This is a genomic window from Actinomadura macrotermitis (assembly GCF_009604375.1).
GTDB classification, from domain to species: Bacteria; Actinomycetota; Actinomycetes; order Streptosporangiales; family Streptosporangiaceae; genus Spirillospora; species Spirillospora macrotermitis.
On sequence record NZ_WEGH01000001.1, the window covers coordinates 364651 to 381971 of the forward strand.

Here is a 17321-nt window from a genome sequence, read left to right on the forward strand (position 1 = left end):
GACCCGGCGGCCGGGGCGGATCGGTAGCCTGCCCTGCGGATCCCCCGAGGAGGCGCCCGTGCCGTCACTGCCGGAGCTGGAACCGGGCACGCTGCCGCCCGGGACGGCCGGCCTGCGCGCGCGGGTGCGGTCGTTCCTGGCGGAGGCGTCGTTCACGCCGCGCTGCGACAGCTGGCTGACCGGCGCCGACCCGGCGTTCAGCCGCGCCCTCGGCGCGCGCGGCTGGCTCGGCATGACGCTGCCGGCCCGCGCCGGCGGCCACGGCCGCTCGCCGCTGGAACGGTTCGTGGTGATCGAGGAGCTGCTGGCCGCCGGGGCGCCGGTCGCCGCGCACTGGATCGCCGACCGGCAGGTCGGCCCGAGCCTGCTGCACAACGGGACGCCGGAGCAGCAGCGGCGGTTCCTGCCGGGGATCGTGCGCGGCGAGTGCTTCTTCGCGATCGGGATGAGCGAGCCCGACTCCGGTTCCGACCTCGCCTCGGTCCGCACCCGCGCCGAACGCACCCGTGGTGGCGAGCACGGCGACGGCTGGCGTCTCACCGGCACCAAGGTGTGGACGAGCGGCGCGCATCTGGCGCACGCGATCCTCGTGCTGGCGCGCAGCGAAAGGGGCAGCGAGCGGCACGCCGGGCTGACCCAGTTCATCGTGCCGCTGCCCGCCGAGGGCGTGACGATCCGCCCCATCGCGTCCCTGTCGGGCGAGCATCACTTCAACGAGGTCGTGTTCGACGGCGCGTTCGTCCCCGACGCGCTCGTCCTCGGCAAGCCCGGCGACGGATGGCGGCAGGTGACCGCCGAGCTGGCCTACGAGCGGAGCGGCCCCGAGCGCCTGCTCAGCACGTTCCTGCTGCTGCGGCTGCTGCACGAGCGGGGCGCGGACCCGCGCGCGCTCGGGCGGCTCCTGGCGCGGCTGTGGGCCCTGCGGCAGGCGTCCCTCGGCGTCGCCGGGGCGCTCGCGCAGGGCCGCACGCCCGACGTCGCCGCCGCCCTGGTCAAGGACCTGGGGACGCGGTTCGAGTCCGAGGTGATCGAGGCCGCCCGCGATCACGCCGGCGCCGAGCCCGACCCCGGCTCCCCCGACCCGCTGGCCCGCGCGCTCGCCCAGGCGGTCGTGCAGGCGCCGGGGTTCACGCTGCGCGGCGGCACCAACGAGATCCTGCGCGGCATCGTCGCGCGCGGCCTGGGAGTGCGCTGATGGACGACCCGCTGCTGGCCGCGACCGCGGACGAGATCCTCGCCGCCGCCGACCCCTGGCCCGCGCTGGAGGAGGCCGGGCTCACCGCCGTCGGCGTCCCCGAGGAGGCGGGCGGCAGCGGCGGCACCCTCGCCGACGCGGCCGTGCTGCTGCGCGCGTCCGGCTACCACGCGGCCGCGGTGCCGCTCGCCGAGACCGGCTGGCTCGCCGGGCGGGCGCTCGCCGAGGCGGGCCTGCCGGTGCCGCCCGGCCCGCTGACGGCCTGTGCCGATCCGCGCCGGGTCCCGTGGGCGCGCGGGGCGCACCGGATCGTCGTCGTGCGGGACGGCGAGGCGCGGGTGTACGACCCGGCCGGCCTGGAGATCGTCCCGGGCGCGAACCTGGCGGGCGAGCCGCGCGACGAGATCGTCCTCGGCGGGGCGCGGCCCGTGGCGGCCGGGCCCTGCGGCGCCGACCTGCGGCTGCGCGGCGCGCTGGCGCGGGCGGTGCAGCTCACCGGCGCGATGCGGCGGGCGCTGGAGCTGTCGGTGCGGTACGCGGGCGAACGGGAGCAGTTCGGGCGGCCGATCGGCCGGTTCCAGGCCGTCCAGCAGGCCCTGGCCGAGCTGGCGGGCGAGGTCGCGATCGCCGACGTCGCGGTCCGGGCGGCCGTCCGCACGCCCGACGATCCGGTGGCGGTCGGGGCGGCCAAGGCGAACGCCTCCCGCGCCGCAGGGACCGTCGCTTCGATCGCTCATCAGGTGCACGGCGCGCTGGGCGTCACCGCAGAGCATCCTTTGCACACGATCACCCTGCGATTGTGGTCCTGGCGCGAGGAATTCGGCGGCGAGGCCTTCTGGGCGGGCGATCTCGGCGGCCGGGCGGCCGGTTCGCGCGATCCCTGGCCGTTCCTGATCGGTATGTGAGGGCATACCGTGGTTACCAGGCAGTAGCAACCCGTCGGGAGACCGCATGGCCATCAGGGACCGCCTGACCGCTCCGCAGCTCCGCCTGCCCCGCTACACCGTCCAGCGCGACCTGCCGGTGAGGATGCCGGACGGGGTGACGCTCCTCGCCGACCGCTACATCCCGCTCGGCGTGCGCCGCCCGCCGCCCACCATCCTGGTCCGCACCCCCTACGGACGCCGCGGACCCGCGTCGGTGCTGAACGGGCTGCCGTTCGTGCCGTTCGGGTTCCAGCTCCTCGTGCAGAGCGCGCGCGGGACGTTCGGGTCGGGCGGCGAGTTCGACCCGCTCGGCAGCGAACACGACGACGGCGTGGCCACCGTCGAGTGGCTGAAGAAGCAGCCCTGGTTCAACGGGTCGTTCGCCACCTACGGCGCCAGCTACCTCGGCTATTCGGCCTGGGCCCTGGCCGCCGACGCGGGCCCGGAGCTGAAGGCGATGTCGCTGCAGATCACCGCGTCGTCGTTCCGCGACGCCGCCTACGTCGGCGGGTCGTTCGCGCTGGAGTCCACGCTGACCTGGACCGAGCTCACCCACCGGCAGCAGCAGCCGTTCGGGCTGCTGACCGCGCCGCTGCTGTCGCGGCGCCGCGCGGTGCGCGCGGCCCGCTCCGGCCGCCCCCTCGCCGAACTGGACCTGGCGGCCGGCGGCGAGCCGATGCGCTTCTACCAGGACCTGATCTCCAACCACGGGGCGGCCAACCACGGCACCGGCGACCACGGGCCGGGCGACGCCTACTGGGCCAAGCGCGACTTCAGCGCCACCGTCGGCTCGGTCGAGGCGCCCGTCGCGCTGCTCGGCGGCTGGTACGACGTGTTCCTGCCCTGGCTGGTCAAGGACTACCTGGCGCTGCGCGCGGCCGGGCACCGGCCCCACCTGACGATCGGCCCGTGGTGGCACACCGACGCCCGGCACGGCCTGGTGTCGTTCCGCGAGTCCCTCGCCTGGTTCCGCGCGCACCTGCGCGGCGACTCCTCCGGGGTGCGCGCCGACCCCGTCCGGGTCTACGTCACCGGCGCCCGCGAGTGGCGCGACTATCAGGACTGGCCGCCGCCGGGCACCCGGACCGAGCGCTGGCACCTGCACGCGGGCGGCGGCCTCGGCCCCGGCGGCCCGCAGGACCACGAGCCGTCGCGGTACCGCTTCGACCCGGCGCGGCCGACGCCCGCGCTCGGCGGCCCGACGCTGCTCGGCAGCTCCAAGCCCGTCGACAACCGGCCGCTGGAGAAGCGCGACGACGTCCTGGTGTTCACCTCGCCGGTATTGACCGAGGACACCGATATCGTCGGGCCGGTCGCGGCGGAGCTGTACGTCCGCTCGTCGCGCGCGCACACCGACTTCATCGTGCGCCTCTGCGACGTCGCGCCGGACGGGGCGTCGCGCAACGTCTGCGAGGGCGGCCTGCGGCTGCTGCCCGCCGACGGCGACGTGCGGCGCGTCACGGTCGACATGTGGCCGGCCGGGCACCGCTTCCGCAAGGGCCACCGCGTCCGCGTGCACGTGGCGAGCGGTGCCTACCCCAAGGTCGCGGTCAACCCCGGCACCGGCGAGCCGCTCGGCGCCGCCCGCACCATGGTCGCCGCCGACCAGGAGGTCTTCCACGACCCCGAGCACCCCTCGGCGATCCTGCTGCCGTGCGCCGGCCGCTCCCCCGCGCCCGCCATCCCCGACCCCGCCGCCGAGCGGTGACTCACAGGCGCGCGGCGATGGCCTTGGCGAAGCGGTCGGCGGAGCCGGGGCCGTGCTCCAGGAACAGCGCGGGCTCGGTCAGCTCCAACTCCAGGACGACCGGCGAGCCGTCCGGGCCCGGGACCAGGTCCACGCGCGCGTAGAGCAGGTCGCCCTGGACTGCGGCCAGGGCCTGCCGGGCGACCGCGAGCTGCTCGGGCGTCGCCGCGGCGGCGGTGACCTCGCCGCCGCGCGGGGCGCCCACCACGCCGGTGCCCCGCTGCAGGATCGGGGCCTTGCGGGCGGCGTGGCTGAACTCGCCGTCGCAGAACAGCAGCGCCGTCTCGCCCTCGGTGTCGACGCCCGGCAGGTAGGGCTGCACCATGACCGTACGGCCGCGCAGGGACCGCAGGTGGGCGCGGGCCCGGTCCTCCTCCCCCGCGCGCCAGCGGGCGGTGCCGAGGGAACCGGCGGACACGGCGGGCTTGATGACGTACTCGTCCCAGTCGCCCGGGACGTCCGCGGGGTCCCAGCGCGTCGGGACGACCGGGACGCCCCGCTCCGCCAGGTCGCGCAGGTAGCGCTTGTCGGTGTTCCAGCGCAGCACCGGCGCCGGGTTCAGCAGCCGCGGGACCGAATCCGCCCAGGCCAGGAACTCGGCCGCGCGCTCGGTGTAGTCCCAGGTGGAGCGGACCACGACCAGGTCGTAGGCCGCCCAGTCGGCGCGCGAGTCCCACACGACCGGCACCGCGTCCACGCCGTCCACCGCGAGCGCGGTGCGGATCTGGACCGCGTCGTCGCTGCCGCCGGGCAGCGCGGCGCAGGTGGCGAGCGCGACCGTCACCGCACCACGCTCCCGGCGGCGCGCAGCTCGTCCTTGACCTGCCCGATGGTCATCTCGCCGAAGTGGAAGACGCTGGCGGCCAGCACCGCGTCGGCGCCCGCCGCCACGGCCGGCGCGAAGTGCTCCAGCGCGCCCGCGCCGCCCGAGGCGATCACCGGGACGGTGACCTGCGCCCGGACCCGGCGCAGCATCTCCAGGTCGAAGCCGGCCTTGGTGCCGTCGGCGTCCATCGAGTTCAGCAGGATCTCGCCGACGCCGAGCTCCTCGCCGCGCCGGGCCCACTCGATCGCGTCGATGCCGGTGCCCTTGCGGCCGCCGTGCGTGGTGACCTCGTAGCCGGACGCGGTGCCGGCCGCGCGGCGGGCGTCCACCGACAGCACGATGCACTGCGACCCGTAGCGGTGCGCGGCCTCGCGCAGGAACTCCGGGCGCGCGATCGCGGCGGTGTTGATCGACACCTTGTCGGCGCCCGCCCGCAGCAGCCGGTCCACGTCGTCCACGGTGCGCACGCCGCCGCCGACGGTGAGCGGGATGAACACCTGCTCGGCGGTGCGCCGCACCACCTCGTAGGTGGTGGAGCGGTCGCCCGAGGACGCGGTGATGTCCAGGAACGTCAGCTCGTCGGCGCCCTCGGCGTCGTAGCGGCGGGCCAGCTCGACCGGGTCGCCGGCGTCGCGCAGGTTCTGGAAGTTGACGCCCTTGACCACCCGGCCGGCGTCGACGTCCAGGCACGGGATGACCCGGACCGCGACGGTCATTTGACGGCCGCCAGGGCCTCTTCGAGGGTGAACGCCTGCGCGTACAGGGCCTTGCCGACGATGGCGCCCTCCACGCCGTCGCCGGTGAGGGCGGCGAGCGCGCGCAGGTCGTCCAGCGAGGACACCCCGCCTGAGGCGATGACGGGCTTGTCGGTGCGGGAGCACACCTCGCGCAGCAGTTCGGTGTTCGGGCCGCGCAGCGTGCCGTCCTTGGTCACGTCGGTGACGACGTAGCGGGGGCAGCCGTCGGCCTCCAGCCGGTCCAGCACCTCCCACAGGTCGCCGCCCTCGCGGGTCCAGCCGCGCGCGGCGAGCGTGGTGCCGCGCACGTCCAGCCCGACCGCGATCCTGTCGCCGTACTCGGCGATGATCTTGCGGCACCAGGCGGGGTCCTCCAGCGCGGCGGTGCCGATGTTGACCCGGGCGCAGCCGGTGGCCAGGGCGGCCTCCAGCGAGGCGTCGTCGCGGATGCCGCCCGACAGCTCCACCTTCACGTCCAGGCGGCCGGTGAGCTCGGCGAGCAGCTCGCGGTTGGAGCCGCGGCCGAACGCGGCGTCCAGGTCCACCAGGTGGATCCACTCCGCCCCCGCGCGCTGCCAGGCCAGCGCGGCGTCCAGCGGCGCGCCGTAGGAGGTCTCGGTGCCGGCCTCGCCCTGCACCAGGCGGACCGCCTGGCCATCGGCGACGTCGACGGCGGGAAGAAGGGTGAGAGTCATTGTTCGCAACCTTTGTCGGGGCCGTCAGGAGAGGGTGGAGAGCCAGTTCTTCAGCAGCTGGGCGCCGGCGTCGCCGGACTTCTCCGGGTGGAACTGGGTCGCGCAGAGCGGGCCGTTCTCCACCGCGGCGACGAACCGGTCGCCGTGCTCGGCCCAGGTGACCAGCGGCGGCTTCAGGTGGCCGGTCGGGTCGGGCCGCAGCTCCCAGCGCCGTACCCCGTAGGAGTGCACGAAGTAGAAGCGGGTGGCGGGGTCCATGCCCTGGAACAGCACGGTGCCCTCCGGGGCGTCCACGGTGTTCCACCCCATGTGCGGCAGGACGGGCGCGTCCAGGCGCTCCACCGTGCCGGGCCACTCGTCGCAGCCCGCGGTGGTGACGCCGTGCTCGACGCCCTCGCCGAACAGGATCTGCATGCCGACGCAGATGCCGAGGACCGGGCGGCCCCCGGCGAGGCGGCGGCCGATGATCTGCTCGCCGCGGATGGCGCGCAGGCCCGCCATGCACGCGGCGAACGCGCCGACGCCGGGCACCACCAGGCCGTCGGCGGCCAGGGCGGTGTCCCAGTCGGCGGTGACGGTCACCTCCACGCCGTGCCGGGCGATGGCGCGCTCGGCCGAGCGCAGGTTGCCCGAACCGTAGTCCAGGACGACGATCGAGGGGCTCACAGCCACATCACTCCTCCGAGGGCGGCGAGGGCCGCCAGTGCCAGCGCGACCAGCGCGCCGGCCTTCAGGCCCTGCCGGACCAGGCTGTACACGCCCGCCAGCAGGAAGGCCGCCAGGGCGAACAGCAGCAGGCTGGCGTAGGTCACTACAGCGATCCCTTGGTGGACGGGACGCCGTGCACCTTGGGGTCGAAGGCGACGGCGTCGCGCAGCGCGCGCGCCAGCGCCTTGAACTGCGCCTCCACGATGTGGTGGGCGTTGCGGCCGTAGGGGACGTGCACGTGCAGCGCGACCTGGGCGTTGGACACGAACGACTCGAAGATGTGCCGGGTCATCGTGGTGTCGTACTCGGGCCCGATCATCGGGGCCATCCCGGCGGGCTCGGTGTGCACCAGGTAGGGGCGGCCCGACACGTCCACGGTGACCTGCGCGAGGGCCTCGTCCAGCGGGATCGAGGCGTCGGCGAAGCGGCGGATGCCGGCCTTGTCGCCGAGCGCCTGCCGGAACGCCTGGCCGAGCGCGATCGCGGTGTCCTCGATGGTGTGGTGGCTGTCGATGTGCAGGTCGCCCCGCGTCTTGACGGTCAGGTCGAACGAGCCGTGCTTGCCGAGCTGGGCCAGCATGTGGTCGTAGAACCCGACGCCGGTCGCGACGTCGACCTCGCCGGTGCCGTCCAGGTCGATCTCGACCAGGACGCTGGTCTCCTTGGTCCCCCGCTCGACGCGGCCCTTGCGGCTCACAGACTCTCCTTCAATGCGGTACGGAAGGCGGCCATCTCTTCCGGGGTGCCGACGCTGACCCGCAGCCACTCGGGCGGTCCCACCTCCCGGATCAGCACGCCCCGGTCCAGCAGGTCCTGCCAGACCCTCCGGCGGTCGGGGAACGTCCCGAACAGGACGAAGTTGGCGTCGGAGTCGGCCACCGTGAAGCCCTCGGCGCGCAGCCAGGCGACCAGGGCGTCGCGCTCGGCGCGCAGCGCGGCGACCGAGCCGAGCAGCTCCTCGCCGTGCGCGACCGCGGTGCGCGCCACCGCCTGGGTGACGGCCGACAGGTGGTAGGGCAGCCGCACCAGCAGCAGCGCGTCGATGACGGCGGGGTCGGCGGCCAGGTAGCCGAGGCGGGTGCCGGCCATCGCGAACGCCTTGGACATCGTGCGGGTGACGATGAGGCGCGGGTTGCCGGGCAGCAGCGTCAGCGCGGACGGGGTCTCGGCGCGGCGGAACTCGCCGTAGGCCTCGTCGACCACCACCATGCCGGGCGCGACCTTCAGCACCGCCTCGATCGCCTCCAGCGGCAGCGCGGTGCCGGTGGGGTTGTTCGGCGAGGTCAGGAACACCACGTCGGGGCGGTGCTCCTGCACGACCTTCACGGCGCGCTCGGGCTCCAGGCCGAAGTCCGCGTCGCGGTGCGCGTCGATCCACCGGGTGTTGGTCACATGCGTGATCATCGGGTGCATCGCGTAGGACGGCTCGAAGCCGAGCGCGCAGCGGCCCGGCCCGCCGAACGCCTGCAGGATCTGCTGGATGATCTCGTTGGAGCCGTTGGCGGCCCACACCTGGCGGCCGGTCAGTCCGGCGCCGGGCGTGTCGGTGTTCAAAAACGTGGCGAGGTCCTCGCGCAGCGCGACCGCGTCGCGGTCGGGGTAGCGGTTCAGCGTCCCCGCCACCTCCGCGACGGCCTCGCCGAGCGCCTTCACCAGCCGCTCGGACGGCGGATAGGGGTTCTCGTTGGTGTTCAGCGCGTACGGGACGTCCAGCTGGAGTGCCCCGTAGGGCTCCCGGCCCCGCAGGTCGTCGCGGATCGGGAGCTCGTTCAAACCGGTCACGAAGGGATCTCCCAGTCGAAGCGGGCCTTGAGGGCGGCGCCGTGCGCGGGCAGGTCCTCGGCCTCGGCGAGCGTGACGACACGGGCGGTCGCCTCGGCCAGCGCGGCCTCGTCGTACTCCACGACATGGATGCCGCGCAGGAACGACTGGACCGACAGGCCCGAGGAGTGGCAGGCGCAGCCGCCGGTCGGCAGCACGTGGTTGGAGCCGGCCAGGTAGTCGCCGAGCGACACCGGGGCGTGCGGGCCGACGAAGACCGCGCCGGCGTTGCGCACCCGGGCGGCGACGGCGGCGGCGTCCGCGGTCTGGATCTCCAGGTGCTCGGCGGCGTAGGCGTCCACGACCGCCAGGCCGGCCTCGACGTCGTCGACCAGCACGATGCCCGACTGGCGCCCGGCGAGCGCGGCGGTGACCCGCTCGGCGTGCTTGGTGCGGGCGACCTGCGCGCGCAGCTCGTCCTCCACCGCGCTCGCCAGCTCGGGCGAGTCGGTGACCAGCACCGCGGCGGCGAGCACGTCGTGCTCGGCCTGGCTGATCAGGTCGGCGGCCACGTGCACCGGGTCGGCGGTGGCGTCGGCCAGGATCGCGATCTCGGTCGGGCCGGCCTCGGAGTCGATGCCGATGACGCCCTTCAGCAGCCGCTTGGCCGCCGCGACGTAGATGTTGCCGGGGCCGGTCACCAGGTCGGCGCGCGGGCACTCGTCGGTGCCGTAGGCGAACATCGCGATCGCCTGGGCGCCGCCGGCGGCGTAGACCTCGTCCACCCCGAGCAGCGCGCACGCGGCCAGGATCGCCGGGTGCGGCCGGCCGCCGAACCCCTTCTGCGCGGGCGAGGTGACCGCGAGGGAGCCGACGCCCGCCTCCTGCGCGGGCACCACGTTCATGACCACGCTGGAGGGGTAGACGGCGTTGCCGCCCGGCACGTACAGGCCGACGCGGCCGACCGGCACCCACCGCTCGGTGACCGTGCCGCCCGGCACGACCTGGGTGGTGGTGTCGGTACGGCGCTGGTCGCGGTGCACCTTGCGGGCGCGCCGGATGCTCTCCTCCAGCGCGTCGCGGACGGCCGGGTCGAGCGTGGCGAGCGCCTCGTGGACCACTTCGACGGGCACGCGGGTGCGCTCCAGCTCCACGCCGTCGAACGCATGGGTGTGCTCCCGTACCGCCGCCGAGCCGCGATGGCGCACGTCCTCGCAGATGGGCCGCACCTTCTCCAGGGCGGCCTCGACGTCGAAGTCGGCGCGGGGCAGCGTGGCGCGCAGGTCGCCCGGAAGCGAGCCGCGCAGGTCGATACGGGAAATCACCCGGCCAGTCTACGGAGTGACCACGCCCCGGCGCGCATCGTCTCAGGTGACGAGACGTGTCGTCAGACGCGCGGCCCGTCAGACGCGCAGCGTGCCGTCCAGCACCGTGACGGCCCGCCCCGACAGCACGACCCGGTCGCCGCGCAGCTCGGTGCGCACGTACCCGCCGCGCGCGGACGCCTGGTAGCCGGTGAGGGCGTCGCGGCCGAGGCGCTCCGCCCAGAACGGGGCCAGGGCGCAGTGCGCCGAGCCGGTCACCGGGTCCTCGCCGTCGCCTTCCAGGACGCGGGCGCCGAAGAATCGGGACACGAAATCGTGCTCCCGCCCGGGCGTGGCGCGGGCGGTGGGGACGACGCCGCGCGCGTCGATCCGGCCGAGCGCGGCGATGTCGGGCCGCAGCTCGCGGACGGTCTCCTCGTCGGCGAGCTCGGCCACCACGTCGTTCTGCGCGGTGCGGCCCACCCAGCGGAGCGGGGCGCCGAGCGCCTCGGCCAGGCCGTCCGGCGCGGCCGCCTCGGCGGGCGGGGTGGCGGGGAAGTCCATCCGCAGGCCGCCGTCCGCGGCGCGGGTGACGGTGAGGACGCCGCTGCGCAGCGTCCGGAAGCGGATCGGCCGGTCCGCCGGCACCGCCCCGGAGGTGAACAGGGCGTGCGCCGAGGCCAGGGTGGCGTGCCCGCAGAGCGCCACCTCCACCAGCGGGGTGAACCAGCGCAGCTCGTAGTCCTCTTCCCCTTCGGCGAGGGGGCGCACGAACGCGGTCTCGGAGTGCTTCATCTCGGCGGCGACGTGCTGCATCCAGGCGGCGTCCGCGGCCTGGTCCAGCAGGCAGACCCCGGCGGGGTTGCCGCGGAAGGGAGCGTCGGTGAAGGCGTCGACCACGAAGATCCTCATGGTCTCGACGCTAACCGGACCCCGGCGACCACAAAACGGCCATTCGCCGTAAGTGGCCTCAAACGCGGCCGGGCAGCCGGCGCAGGGGCGGCGGCAGGTCCCCGGGCACGGTGTCGTCCTCGGTGAAGCGGGCGTCCCAGCGGCGCGGGCACGCGGCGATCCAGCCGAGGACGAAGCCGACGGCCAGGCTGGCCGCGCTCAGGATGATCAGGTTGAGCCACATGTGGCGGGTCTCCAGGGTCGGTCCGGGGGAGCGACCCCCGGGTCGGCACCGACCGTAGTCCCGCGCGCACGGGAAGGTGGCCGGTTCGGCGCGGACTGGCCCAGGGTGACCAGGGCGCATGCCCCGAACGGGTGACATTGAGATTCCCAGTCGAAACCCCAGAAAGCTTCAGACTATGAGAATCCAGGCACCCATGACCGCCGTTCCGAACGTAGGCTGGCCGCATGGGCGTCCGGAGGGGGTGGCGGTGACCGAGCGGCTGGCGCTGTTCCCGCTCGGGACCGTGCTGTTCCCCGGCCTGGTGCTGCCGCTGCACCTGTTCGAGGAGCGCTACCGGCTGCTGATCCGCGACCTGCTGGAGCGCCCCGGGCCGCGCTGCTTCGGGGTCGTCGCCATCGAGCTCGGGCACGAGGTGGGCGCGCAGGGCGCGCGGCGCCTCGCCGAGGTCGGCTGCGTCGCCGAGGTGCGGGAGGCGCGCGAGCACGACGACGGGCGCTTCGACATCGTCACCGTCGGCACCCGCCGCTTCCGGCTGAAGAGCGTGGACCGCTCGCGCCCCTACCTGCAGGGCGAGGTGGACCTGCTGCCCGAGGAGGCCGGGCCGGGCGCCGCGCCGCTGGCCGTGCGGGCCGGGCGGCTGTTCGCGCTGTACCGCGAGCGGCTCGCCGCGGCCGGCGCCGCGGCGGCCGAGGCGCTCGACCCGCCGGACGATCCGGTGACGCTGTCGTACCTGATCGCGGCGACCGCGGTCCTGGACGGCCACGACAAGCAGCGCCTGCTGGCCGCCGAGAACGCCGCGCTGCGGCTGCGCGCCGCGCTCGGCCTGCTGGCCCGCGAGACCCGCCTGCTGGCGGCGCTGCCCACGGTGCCCGCCGGGCAGTTCCTGGACGGATCGGTCCACCCGAACTGATCACGGCACGGCAGACTGGCCCCATGAGCACAGCGCGGAACAAGGGCGGCAAGGGGACCCCGGCGACGGTCGCCGCCGCCAAGGCGAAGATCGATTTCACGCTGCACCCCTACGAGGCGGACCCGGCGGCCGAGTCCTACGGGCAGGCGGCGGCCGACGCGCTCGGGGTGCCGCACGAGCGGCTGTTCAAGACGCTGCTCGCCGAGGTGGACGGCGCGCTCACCGTCGGCGTCGTGCCGGTCTCGGCGTCGCTGGACCTGAAGGCGCTCGCCGCGGCGGCCGGCGGCAAGAAGGCGCGGATGGCCGACCCGCAGGACGCCGAGCGCGCCACCGGCTACGTGGTCGGCGGGATCAGCCCGCTCGGGCAGCGGCGGCGGCTGCCGACGGTGCTGGACGCCTCCGCCTCAGGATTCGCCACGATCTACGTCTCGGCCGGTCGGCGCGGCCTGCAGATCGAGCTCGCCCCCGCCGACCTGGTCTGCCTCACCGGCGCGCGCGAGGCCGCCATCGCCCGCGGGTAGCCGCTTGACCAGCAGCTCCAGCACCCCGTACGCGGCGACGGCGAGCAGCGGCCAGAACACCAGGACGCCGGTGGCGCGCAGGTCGGCGACGCCGGTGACGGTCCGCCCGTCGGGCGCGCCGCGCACCGCCCGCTCGAACCCGGCGAGGCCGACGTGGTGGCCGGTGCGCCAGGCCAGCACCGCCGCGGCCAGGCCGCCGGCCGCCAGGGCCAGGATCAGCGCCGCGTCGTTGCCGCGGCCGCCGAACAGGTAGGCCACGGCGCCGCAGCCGAGGCCGGCGGCCACCGCGATCAGCGCGAACCGGGCGTCGGCCCCGATCGGGCCCTGCCCGTCGGGGTCGGCGAGCAGCGGCTCGCCCTGCACCACCACGTACCGGACGGCGGGGGCGATCCTCGCCCACAGCAGCCCGGCCAGGGGGCCGAGCACGGTCACGATCGCGGTGGTGACCGCCCAGGTCCGCAAGGCCCTCACGGTCGCTCCCCGCACCTCGTACGCTCCTTGTAGACGCCCATCATCCGTCGGCGAAAGCCTAACCCTCCCCCGTCCACCGATCGACTCCCGGCAGGTGTCCGATTCACACCCCCGACCGGCCCGATTCTTGGGATAATGTGCCCGACATGTCCGGATTCAGTCCTGCGTTCGAACGCCTCGGCGCCGCGCTCGCCGCGGTGGTGCTCCACCAGCAGGAGACGCTGGCGGAGTTCCTGCCGCGCGAGGACTGGAGCGCCGACCTCACCGCGCGCAGCTACGTCAGCGGCGGTGTCGGCGTGCGCGTCTCGCTGCTCGGCAGCTACGCGGCGCGCGAGCGGACCTGGCTGTGGGGCTGGGCCAACCCGCAGTTCGGCGACGACCATCCGGCGGTCGCGCCGACCCTGGCCATCCGCGCCCTCGGCGAGCGCCTCGGCATCCCCGAGTTCGTCACCCCCGAGGTCGACCTCGGCTGGTACGACGGCCCGGCCGGGCACGGCGGCGAACTGATCGCGATGGCCGCCGGCGGCGTCCTCGGCGGCGGCGGCTACATCGGCGCCGGCTACGACGGCGGCTCGGCCTACCTGCACGTGGACGACCCCAAGGCGCCGCCCGCGGCCTGGGACCCGGTCCCGGTGCCCCGGCTGCTCACCACCGCGGCCGCCCTCTTCCCCCGCGACCCGCGCCTCACCCTCGCCCGCCTGCTCAGCCACCACCGCGTCCCCTACCGGGACGCCGACGGGGTCATGGAGATCGCCCTCCCGTCCGGCGGCACCGCCCGCGCCTACTTCGACGGCCTCGGCCGCTTCGCCGAATGGCAGGCCGAGCTCGTCCCCGCCACCCTGTGACCCGCCGCCCGGGCCCGTGCGGGCCCGGGCGCGTGGGGACGCACTACCCCAGGCAGGACGGGCCCAGCAGCTGCTTCAGGTCGCCCATCAGCGCCGGGGACGGCGCGACCCGCAGCTTGTCGTCCAGGCGGACCACCGTGGTGCGCGGCCCGTTCTGCAGGTGCAGGTGCACCTCGGACGTGCCCGGGTGGCTGACCAGCACCTCCTTCAGGCCCGCCACGATCGGCGGGGTGCAGCGGCCGAGCGGCAGGGTCACCGCGAGCGGCCCGAACGCGTCGCTGATGGTCAGGTCCGGCTGGGTCACCTCCATCGCGATGATCTTGGCGACGTCCTCGCGGCGGTCCAGCCGGCCCTTGACGGTCAAGATGGCGTCCTCGGCCAGCAGCGTGGAGCACAGCTGGTAGGACGAGGGGAAGCACATGACCTCGATCGACCCGGCCAGGTCCTCCAGCTGGAACATCGCCCACGAGTTGCCCTGCTTGGTGACCTTGCGCTGCAGCCCCGACAGCAGGCCCGCGACGGTCACCACCTGCCCGTCGGGCCGCTCCCCCTCGTTCAGCGACGCGATGGTGCAGTCGGCCTCGCGCTCCAGGATGTGCTCGATGCCGAGCAGCGGGTGGTCGGACACGTACAGGCCGAGCATCTCCCGCTCGAACGCCAGCAGCGTCGTCTTGTCCCACTCCTCGTTCTCGGGGATCGCCACCGCGAAGGCGTCGTCGCCGCCGTCGTTCTCCAGCGCCCCGAACAGCGAGTCCTGGCCGATGGCCTCCTTGCGCTTGATGTCGATGACCGAGTCGATCGCCTGCTCGTGCACCATCAGCAGCGCCTTGCGCTGGTGGCCGAGCTCGTCGAACGCGCCCGCCTTGATCAGCGACTCCACCACGCGCTTGTTGCACACGATCGGCGGGACCTTGCCGAGGAAGTCGTTGAAGTCGGTGTAGGCGCCCTTCTCCTTGCGCGCCGCGACGATGCCGTCGACCACGTTGGTGCCGACGTTGCGGACCGCCGACAGGCCGAAGCGGATCTCGGTGTCGCCCATCGGGGTGAAGTCGGCCTCGGAGGTGTTGACGTCGGGCGGCAGCACCTTCAGGCCCATGCGGCGGCACTCGTTCAGGTAGAGCGCGCTCTTGTCCTTGTCGTCGCCGACGGAGGTGAGCAGGCCCGCCATGTACTCGGCCGGGTAGTTGGCCTTCAGGTACGCCGTCCAGTACGACACCAGGCCGTAGGCGGCCGAGTGCGCCTTGTTGAAGGCGTAGTCGGAGAAGGGGACCAGGATGTCCCACAGCGTCTTGACGGCCTCCTTGGAGAAGCCGTTGTCGATCATGCCCTGCTCGAAGCCGACGAACTGGGCGTCCAGCTCGGCCTTCTTCTTCTTGCCCATCACCCGGCGCAGCAGGTCGGCCTTGCCGAGCGTGTACCCGGCCACCTTCTGCGCGATCGCCATGACCTGCTCCTGGTAGACGATCAGGCCGTAGGTGGTGTCCAGGATCTCCCGGAGCGGCTCCTCCAGCTCGGGGTGGATCGGCGTGATCTCCTGCAGGCCGTTCTTGCGCAGCGCGTAGTTGGTGTGGGAGTTGGCGCCCATCGGGCCGGGCCGGTACAGCGCGCCGACCGCGGAGATGTCCTCGAAGTTGTCGGGCTTCATCAGCCGCAGCAGCGCCCGCATCGGGCCGCCGTCGAACTGGAAGACGCCGAGGGTGTCGCCGCGCGACAGCAGCTCGTAGGTCTTGGGGTCGGTCAGCTCCAGCGAGAGCAGGTCGACCTTGTGGCCCTTGTTCTTCTCGATGCCCTTCAGCGCGTCGTCGATGATCGTCAGGTTGCGCAGGCCCAGGAAGTCCATCTTCAGCAGGCCGAGCGTCTCGCAGGTCGGGTAGTCGAACTGCGTGATGATCGCGCCGTCGGCGTCGCGGCGCATGATCGGCACATGGTCGGTGATCGTCTCACCGGCCATGATGATCCCGGCCGCGTGCACGCCGGTCTGCCGGATCAGCCCCTCCAGGCCCTGCGCCAGATCGATGATCTGCTTGACGTCGGCCTCCTCCTCGTACAGCTTGCGCAGCTCGCCGGCCTCGCCGTACCGCGGGTGCTTGTCGTCGAAGATGCCCGACAGCGGGATGTCCTTGCCCATCACCGCGGGCGGGAACGCCTTGGAGATCCGGTCGCCGAGGGCGTAGGGGAAGCCGAGGACGCGGCCGGCGTCCTTCACGGCCGCCTTCGCCTTGATGGTGCCGAAGGTGGCGATGAAGGAGACCTTGTCGGCGCCCCACTTCTCGGTGGTGTACCGGATCACCTCCGCCCGCCGGTCTTCCGGGAAGTCGATGTCGATGTCGGGCATCGACGCGCGCTCGGGGTTGAGGAACCGCTCGAAGATCAGGCCGTGCGGGAGCGGGTCCAGGTCGGTGATGCCCATCGCGTAGGCGATCAGCGAGCCCGCCGCGCTGCCGCGGCCCGGCCCGACCAGGATGCCGTTGTTCTTGGCCCACATGATGAAGTCGGCCACGACCAGGAAGTACGAGGGGTACCCCTTGCCGAGGATGACGTCCATCTCGTACTCGGCCTGCTTGACGTACTCCTCGGGGATGCCGCCGGGGAAGCGCCGCTTCAGGCCCTCCCAGACCTCCTTGCGGAACCAGCTCTCCTCGGTCTCGCCCTCGGGCACCGGGAACCGCGGGCTGAGGTCGCGGTACTCGAACATCCCGGCCGGGTCGACCTTCTCGGCGATCAGCAGGGTGTTGCGGCACCCCTCGGCCCAGAAGTCGGAGGAGTCGATGGCGCGCATCTCGTCGGCGGTCTTGATGTAGTAGCCGCTGCCGTCGAACCGGAACCGGTCGGGGTCGGCGAGCTGCTTGCCGACCTGGACGCACAGCAGCGCGTCGTGCGCGGTCGCCTCCGACTCGTGGGTGTAGTGCGAGTCGTTGGTCACCACCGGCGGGATGTTCAGCTTCTTACTGATCTCGATCAGGCCGTCGCGGACCCGGCGCTCGATGTCCAGCCCGTGGTCCATGACCTCCAGGAAGTAGTTCTCCTTGCCGAAGATGTCCTGGAACGTCGCGGCGGCCTTCAGCGCCTCGTCGAACTGGCCGAGCCGCAGCCGCGTCTGGATCTTGCCCGACGGGCAGCCCGTCGTCGCCATCAGGCCCGCGGCGTGCTCGGCGAGCAGCTCCTCGTCCATCCGCGCGTACTTGAAGACGAACCCCTCCATGTAGGCGCGGCTGGAGAGCTTGAACAGGTTGTGCAGGCCCTCCTTGTTGCGGGCCCACAGCGTCTTGTGGTTGATCAGGCCGCCGCCGGAGACGTCGTCGCGCTTCTGGCTGGGCTCGCCCCACTGCACCTTCTTCTTGTGAAAGCGCGATTCTGGGGCCATATAGGCCTCAATGCCGATGATCGGGACAACGCCCGCTTTCGTCGCGTGCTTGTGGAAGTCGTAGGCGCCGTGCATGTTGCCGTGGTCGGTCATCGCGATCGCCGGCATCTTCTGACGTTCGACCTCTTCGAACATCTGCTTCAGCCGGGCGGCTCCGTCGAGCATGGAGTACTCGG

General features: G+C 73.5%; 18 protein-coding genes. 6 read left to right on the plus strand and 12 right to left on the minus strand.

Translation table 11 applies throughout. The annotated features are described in order from the left end of the window. The first annotated feature begins 58 nt into the window (after nt 1-58). Genes ACRB68_RS01565 through ACRB68_RS01575 form a run of 3 tightly spaced genes read left to right on the plus strand, consistent with a single transcriptional unit; the run spans nt 59 to nt 3829 of the window. Nucleotides 59-1195 carry an acyl-CoA dehydrogenase family protein gene (locus ACRB68_RS01565; protein WP_207709553.1) on the plus strand — a complete coding sequence of 379 codons (1137 nt, stop codon included), beginning with the start codon at nt 59-61 and terminating at the stop codon, nt 1193-1195. Next, nucleotides 1195-2100 (plus strand): acyl-CoA dehydrogenase family protein, encoded by a 906-nt coding sequence (locus ACRB68_RS01570; protein WP_153530518.1) that lies wholly within the window; start codon nt 1195-1197, stop codon nt 2098-2100. The genes ACRB68_RS01565 and ACRB68_RS01570 overlap by 1 nt, the downstream gene beginning before the upstream one ends. Before the next feature lie 46 nt (nt 2101-2146). Then, nucleotides 2147-3829 (plus strand): CocE/NonD family hydrolase, encoded by a 1683-nt coding sequence (locus ACRB68_RS01575; protein WP_153530519.1) that lies wholly within the window; start codon nt 2147-2149, stop codon nt 3827-3829. A gap of 1 nt (nt 3830) precedes the next feature. Here the strand turns inward: ACRB68_RS01575 and ACRB68_RS01580 are convergent, their stop codons facing one another. The 10 genes from ACRB68_RS01580 to ACRB68_RS01625 all read right to left on the minus strand — a co-directional run bounded on the left by ACRB68_RS01580 (nt 3831) and on the right by ACRB68_RS01625 (nt 11034). After that, the gene (locus ACRB68_RS01580; RefSeq protein ID WP_207709554.1) at nt 3831-4652 is read right to left on the minus strand and encodes an ATP-grasp domain-containing protein; all 822 of its coding nucleotides are present in this window, start codon (nt 4650-4652) and stop codon (nt 3831-3833) included. Continuing rightward, nucleotides 4649-5410, minus strand: a complete 762-nt coding sequence (gene hisF, locus ACRB68_RS01585) for an imidazole glycerol phosphate synthase subunit HisF (protein WP_153530520.1) — start codon at nt 5408-5410, stop codon at nt 4649-4651. The genes ACRB68_RS01580 and hisF overlap by 4 nt, the downstream gene beginning before the upstream one ends. After that, on the minus strand, nt 5407-6126 hold the full coding sequence (gene priA / locus ACRB68_RS01590; protein WP_153530521.1) for a bifunctional 1-(5-phosphoribosyl)-5-((5-phosphoribosylamino)methylideneamino)imidazole-4-carboxamide isomerase/phosphoribosylanthranilate isomerase PriA: 720 nt from the start codon (nt 6124-6126) through the stop codon (nt 5407-5409). Before priA ends, hisF begins: the two co-directional genes overlap by 4 nt. Before the next feature lie 24 nt (nt 6127-6150). After that, a complete protein-coding gene (hisH, locus tag ACRB68_RS01595; protein ID WP_328593601.1) occupies nt 6151-6792 on the minus strand; it encodes an imidazole glycerol phosphate synthase subunit HisH in 642 nt (213 codons plus the stop codon). Beyond that, entirely contained in the window at nt 6789-6938 is a 150-nt protein-coding gene (locus tag ACRB68_RS01600) for a hypothetical protein (protein ID WP_153530522.1), read from the minus strand. The genes hisH and ACRB68_RS01600 overlap by 4 nt, the downstream gene beginning before the upstream one ends. After that, a complete protein-coding gene (gene hisB, locus ACRB68_RS01605; RefSeq protein WP_328593602.1) occupies nt 6938-7531 on the minus strand; it encodes an imidazoleglycerol-phosphate dehydratase HisB in 594 nt (197 codons plus the stop codon). The genes ACRB68_RS01600 and hisB overlap by 1 nt, the downstream gene beginning before the upstream one ends. Then, the gene (locus tag ACRB68_RS40885; RefSeq protein ID WP_153530523.1) at nt 7528-8616 is read right to left on the minus strand and encodes a histidinol-phosphate transaminase; all 1089 of its coding nucleotides are present in this window, start codon (nt 8614-8616) and stop codon (nt 7528-7530) included. Before ACRB68_RS40885 ends, hisB begins: the two co-directional genes overlap by 4 nt. Then, on the minus strand, nt 8613-9920 hold the full coding sequence (gene hisD, locus ACRB68_RS01615; RefSeq protein WP_153530524.1) for a histidinol dehydrogenase: 1308 nt from the start codon (nt 9918-9920) through the stop codon (nt 8613-8615). The genes ACRB68_RS40885 and hisD overlap by 4 nt, the downstream gene beginning before the upstream one ends. A gap of 78 nt (nt 9921-9998) precedes the next feature. Next, on the minus strand, nt 9999-10811 hold the full coding sequence (locus ACRB68_RS01620) for a PhzF family phenazine biosynthesis protein (protein ID WP_153530525.1): 813 nt from the start codon (nt 10809-10811) through the stop codon (nt 9999-10001). A 58-nt stretch (nt 10812-10869) separates the two neighbouring features. Then, nucleotides 10870-11034 (minus strand): hypothetical protein, encoded by a 165-nt coding sequence (locus ACRB68_RS01625; protein ID WP_153530526.1) that lies wholly within the window; start codon nt 11032-11034, stop codon nt 10870-10872. Between the two features lie 247 nt (nt 11035-11281). On the opposite strand from ACRB68_RS01625, the gene ACRB68_RS01630 reads away from it, so the two are divergent. Then, on the plus strand, nt 11282-11944 hold the full coding sequence (locus tag ACRB68_RS01630) for an LON peptidase substrate-binding domain-containing protein (RefSeq protein WP_328593603.1): 663 nt from the start codon (nt 11282-11284) through the stop codon (nt 11942-11944). A gap of 23 nt (nt 11945-11967) precedes the next feature. Further along, nucleotides 11968-12465: a Cys-tRNA(Pro) deacylase gene (gene ybaK, locus ACRB68_RS01635; RefSeq protein WP_153530528.1), complete on the plus strand. Its 498-nt coding sequence runs from the start codon at nt 11968-11970 to the stop codon at nt 12463-12465. On the opposite strand, the gene ACRB68_RS01640 is transcribed toward ybaK, so the two are convergent. Then, nucleotides 12349-12936: a hypothetical protein gene (locus tag ACRB68_RS01640; protein ID WP_328593604.1), complete on the minus strand. Its 588-nt coding sequence runs from the start codon at nt 12934-12936 to the stop codon at nt 12349-12351. The genes ybaK and ACRB68_RS01640 overlap by 117 nt on opposite strands. Nucleotides 12937-13082: 146 nt before the next feature. Between ACRB68_RS01640 and ACRB68_RS01645 the strand changes: the two genes are divergently transcribed. Then, the gene (locus tag ACRB68_RS01645) at nt 13083-13781 is read left to right on the plus strand and encodes a DUF6882 domain-containing protein (RefSeq protein WP_153530529.1); all 699 of its coding nucleotides are present in this window, start codon (nt 13083-13085) and stop codon (nt 13779-13781) included. A gap of 43 nt (nt 13782-13824) precedes the next feature. On the opposite strand, the gene dnaE is transcribed toward ACRB68_RS01645, so the two are convergent. Further along, nucleotides 13825-17310, minus strand: coding sequence for a DNA polymerase III subunit alpha (gene dnaE / locus ACRB68_RS01650; protein ID WP_235958909.1), 3486 nt, complete (start codon nt 17308-17310; stop codon nt 13825-13827). Nucleotides 17311-17321 lie beyond the last annotated feature (11 nt).

Excerpts from the sequence above, each read along its gene's own strand:
- ACRB68_RS01570 (WP_153530518.1), top strand. The coding sequence starts at position 1,195 with ATGGACGACCCGCTGCTGGCCGCGACCGCGGACGAGATCCTCGCCGCC.
- priA (WP_153530521.1), bottom strand. The coding sequence starts at position 6,126 with ATGACTCTCACCCTTCTTCCCGCCGTCGACGTCGCCGATGGCCAGGCG.
- ACRB68_RS01625 (WP_153530526.1), bottom strand. The coding sequence starts at position 11,034 with ATGTGGCTCAACCTGATCATCCTGAGCGCGGCCAGCCTGGCCGTCGGC.
- dnaE (WP_235958909.1), bottom strand. The coding sequence starts at position 17,310 with ATGCTCGACGGAGCCGCCCGGCTGAAGCAGATGTTCGAAGAGGTCGAA.
- ACRB68_RS01620 (WP_153530525.1), bottom strand. The coding sequence starts at position 10,811 with ATGAGGATCTTCGTGGTCGACGCCTTCACCGACGCTCCCTTCCGCGGC.
- ACRB68_RS01575 (WP_153530519.1), top strand. The coding sequence starts at position 2,147 with ATGGCCATCAGGGACCGCCTGACCGCTCCGCAGCTCCGCCTGCCCCGC.
- ybaK (WP_153530528.1), top strand. The coding sequence starts at position 11,968 with ATGAGCACAGCGCGGAACAAGGGCGGCAAGGGGACCCCGGCGACGGTC.
- hisF (WP_153530520.1), bottom strand. The coding sequence starts at position 5,410 with ATGACCGTCGCGGTCCGGGTCATCCCGTGCCTGGACGTCGACGCCGGC.
- ACRB68_RS01645 (WP_153530529.1), top strand. The coding sequence starts at position 13,083 with ATGTCCGGATTCAGTCCTGCGTTCGAACGCCTCGGCGCCGCGCTCGCC.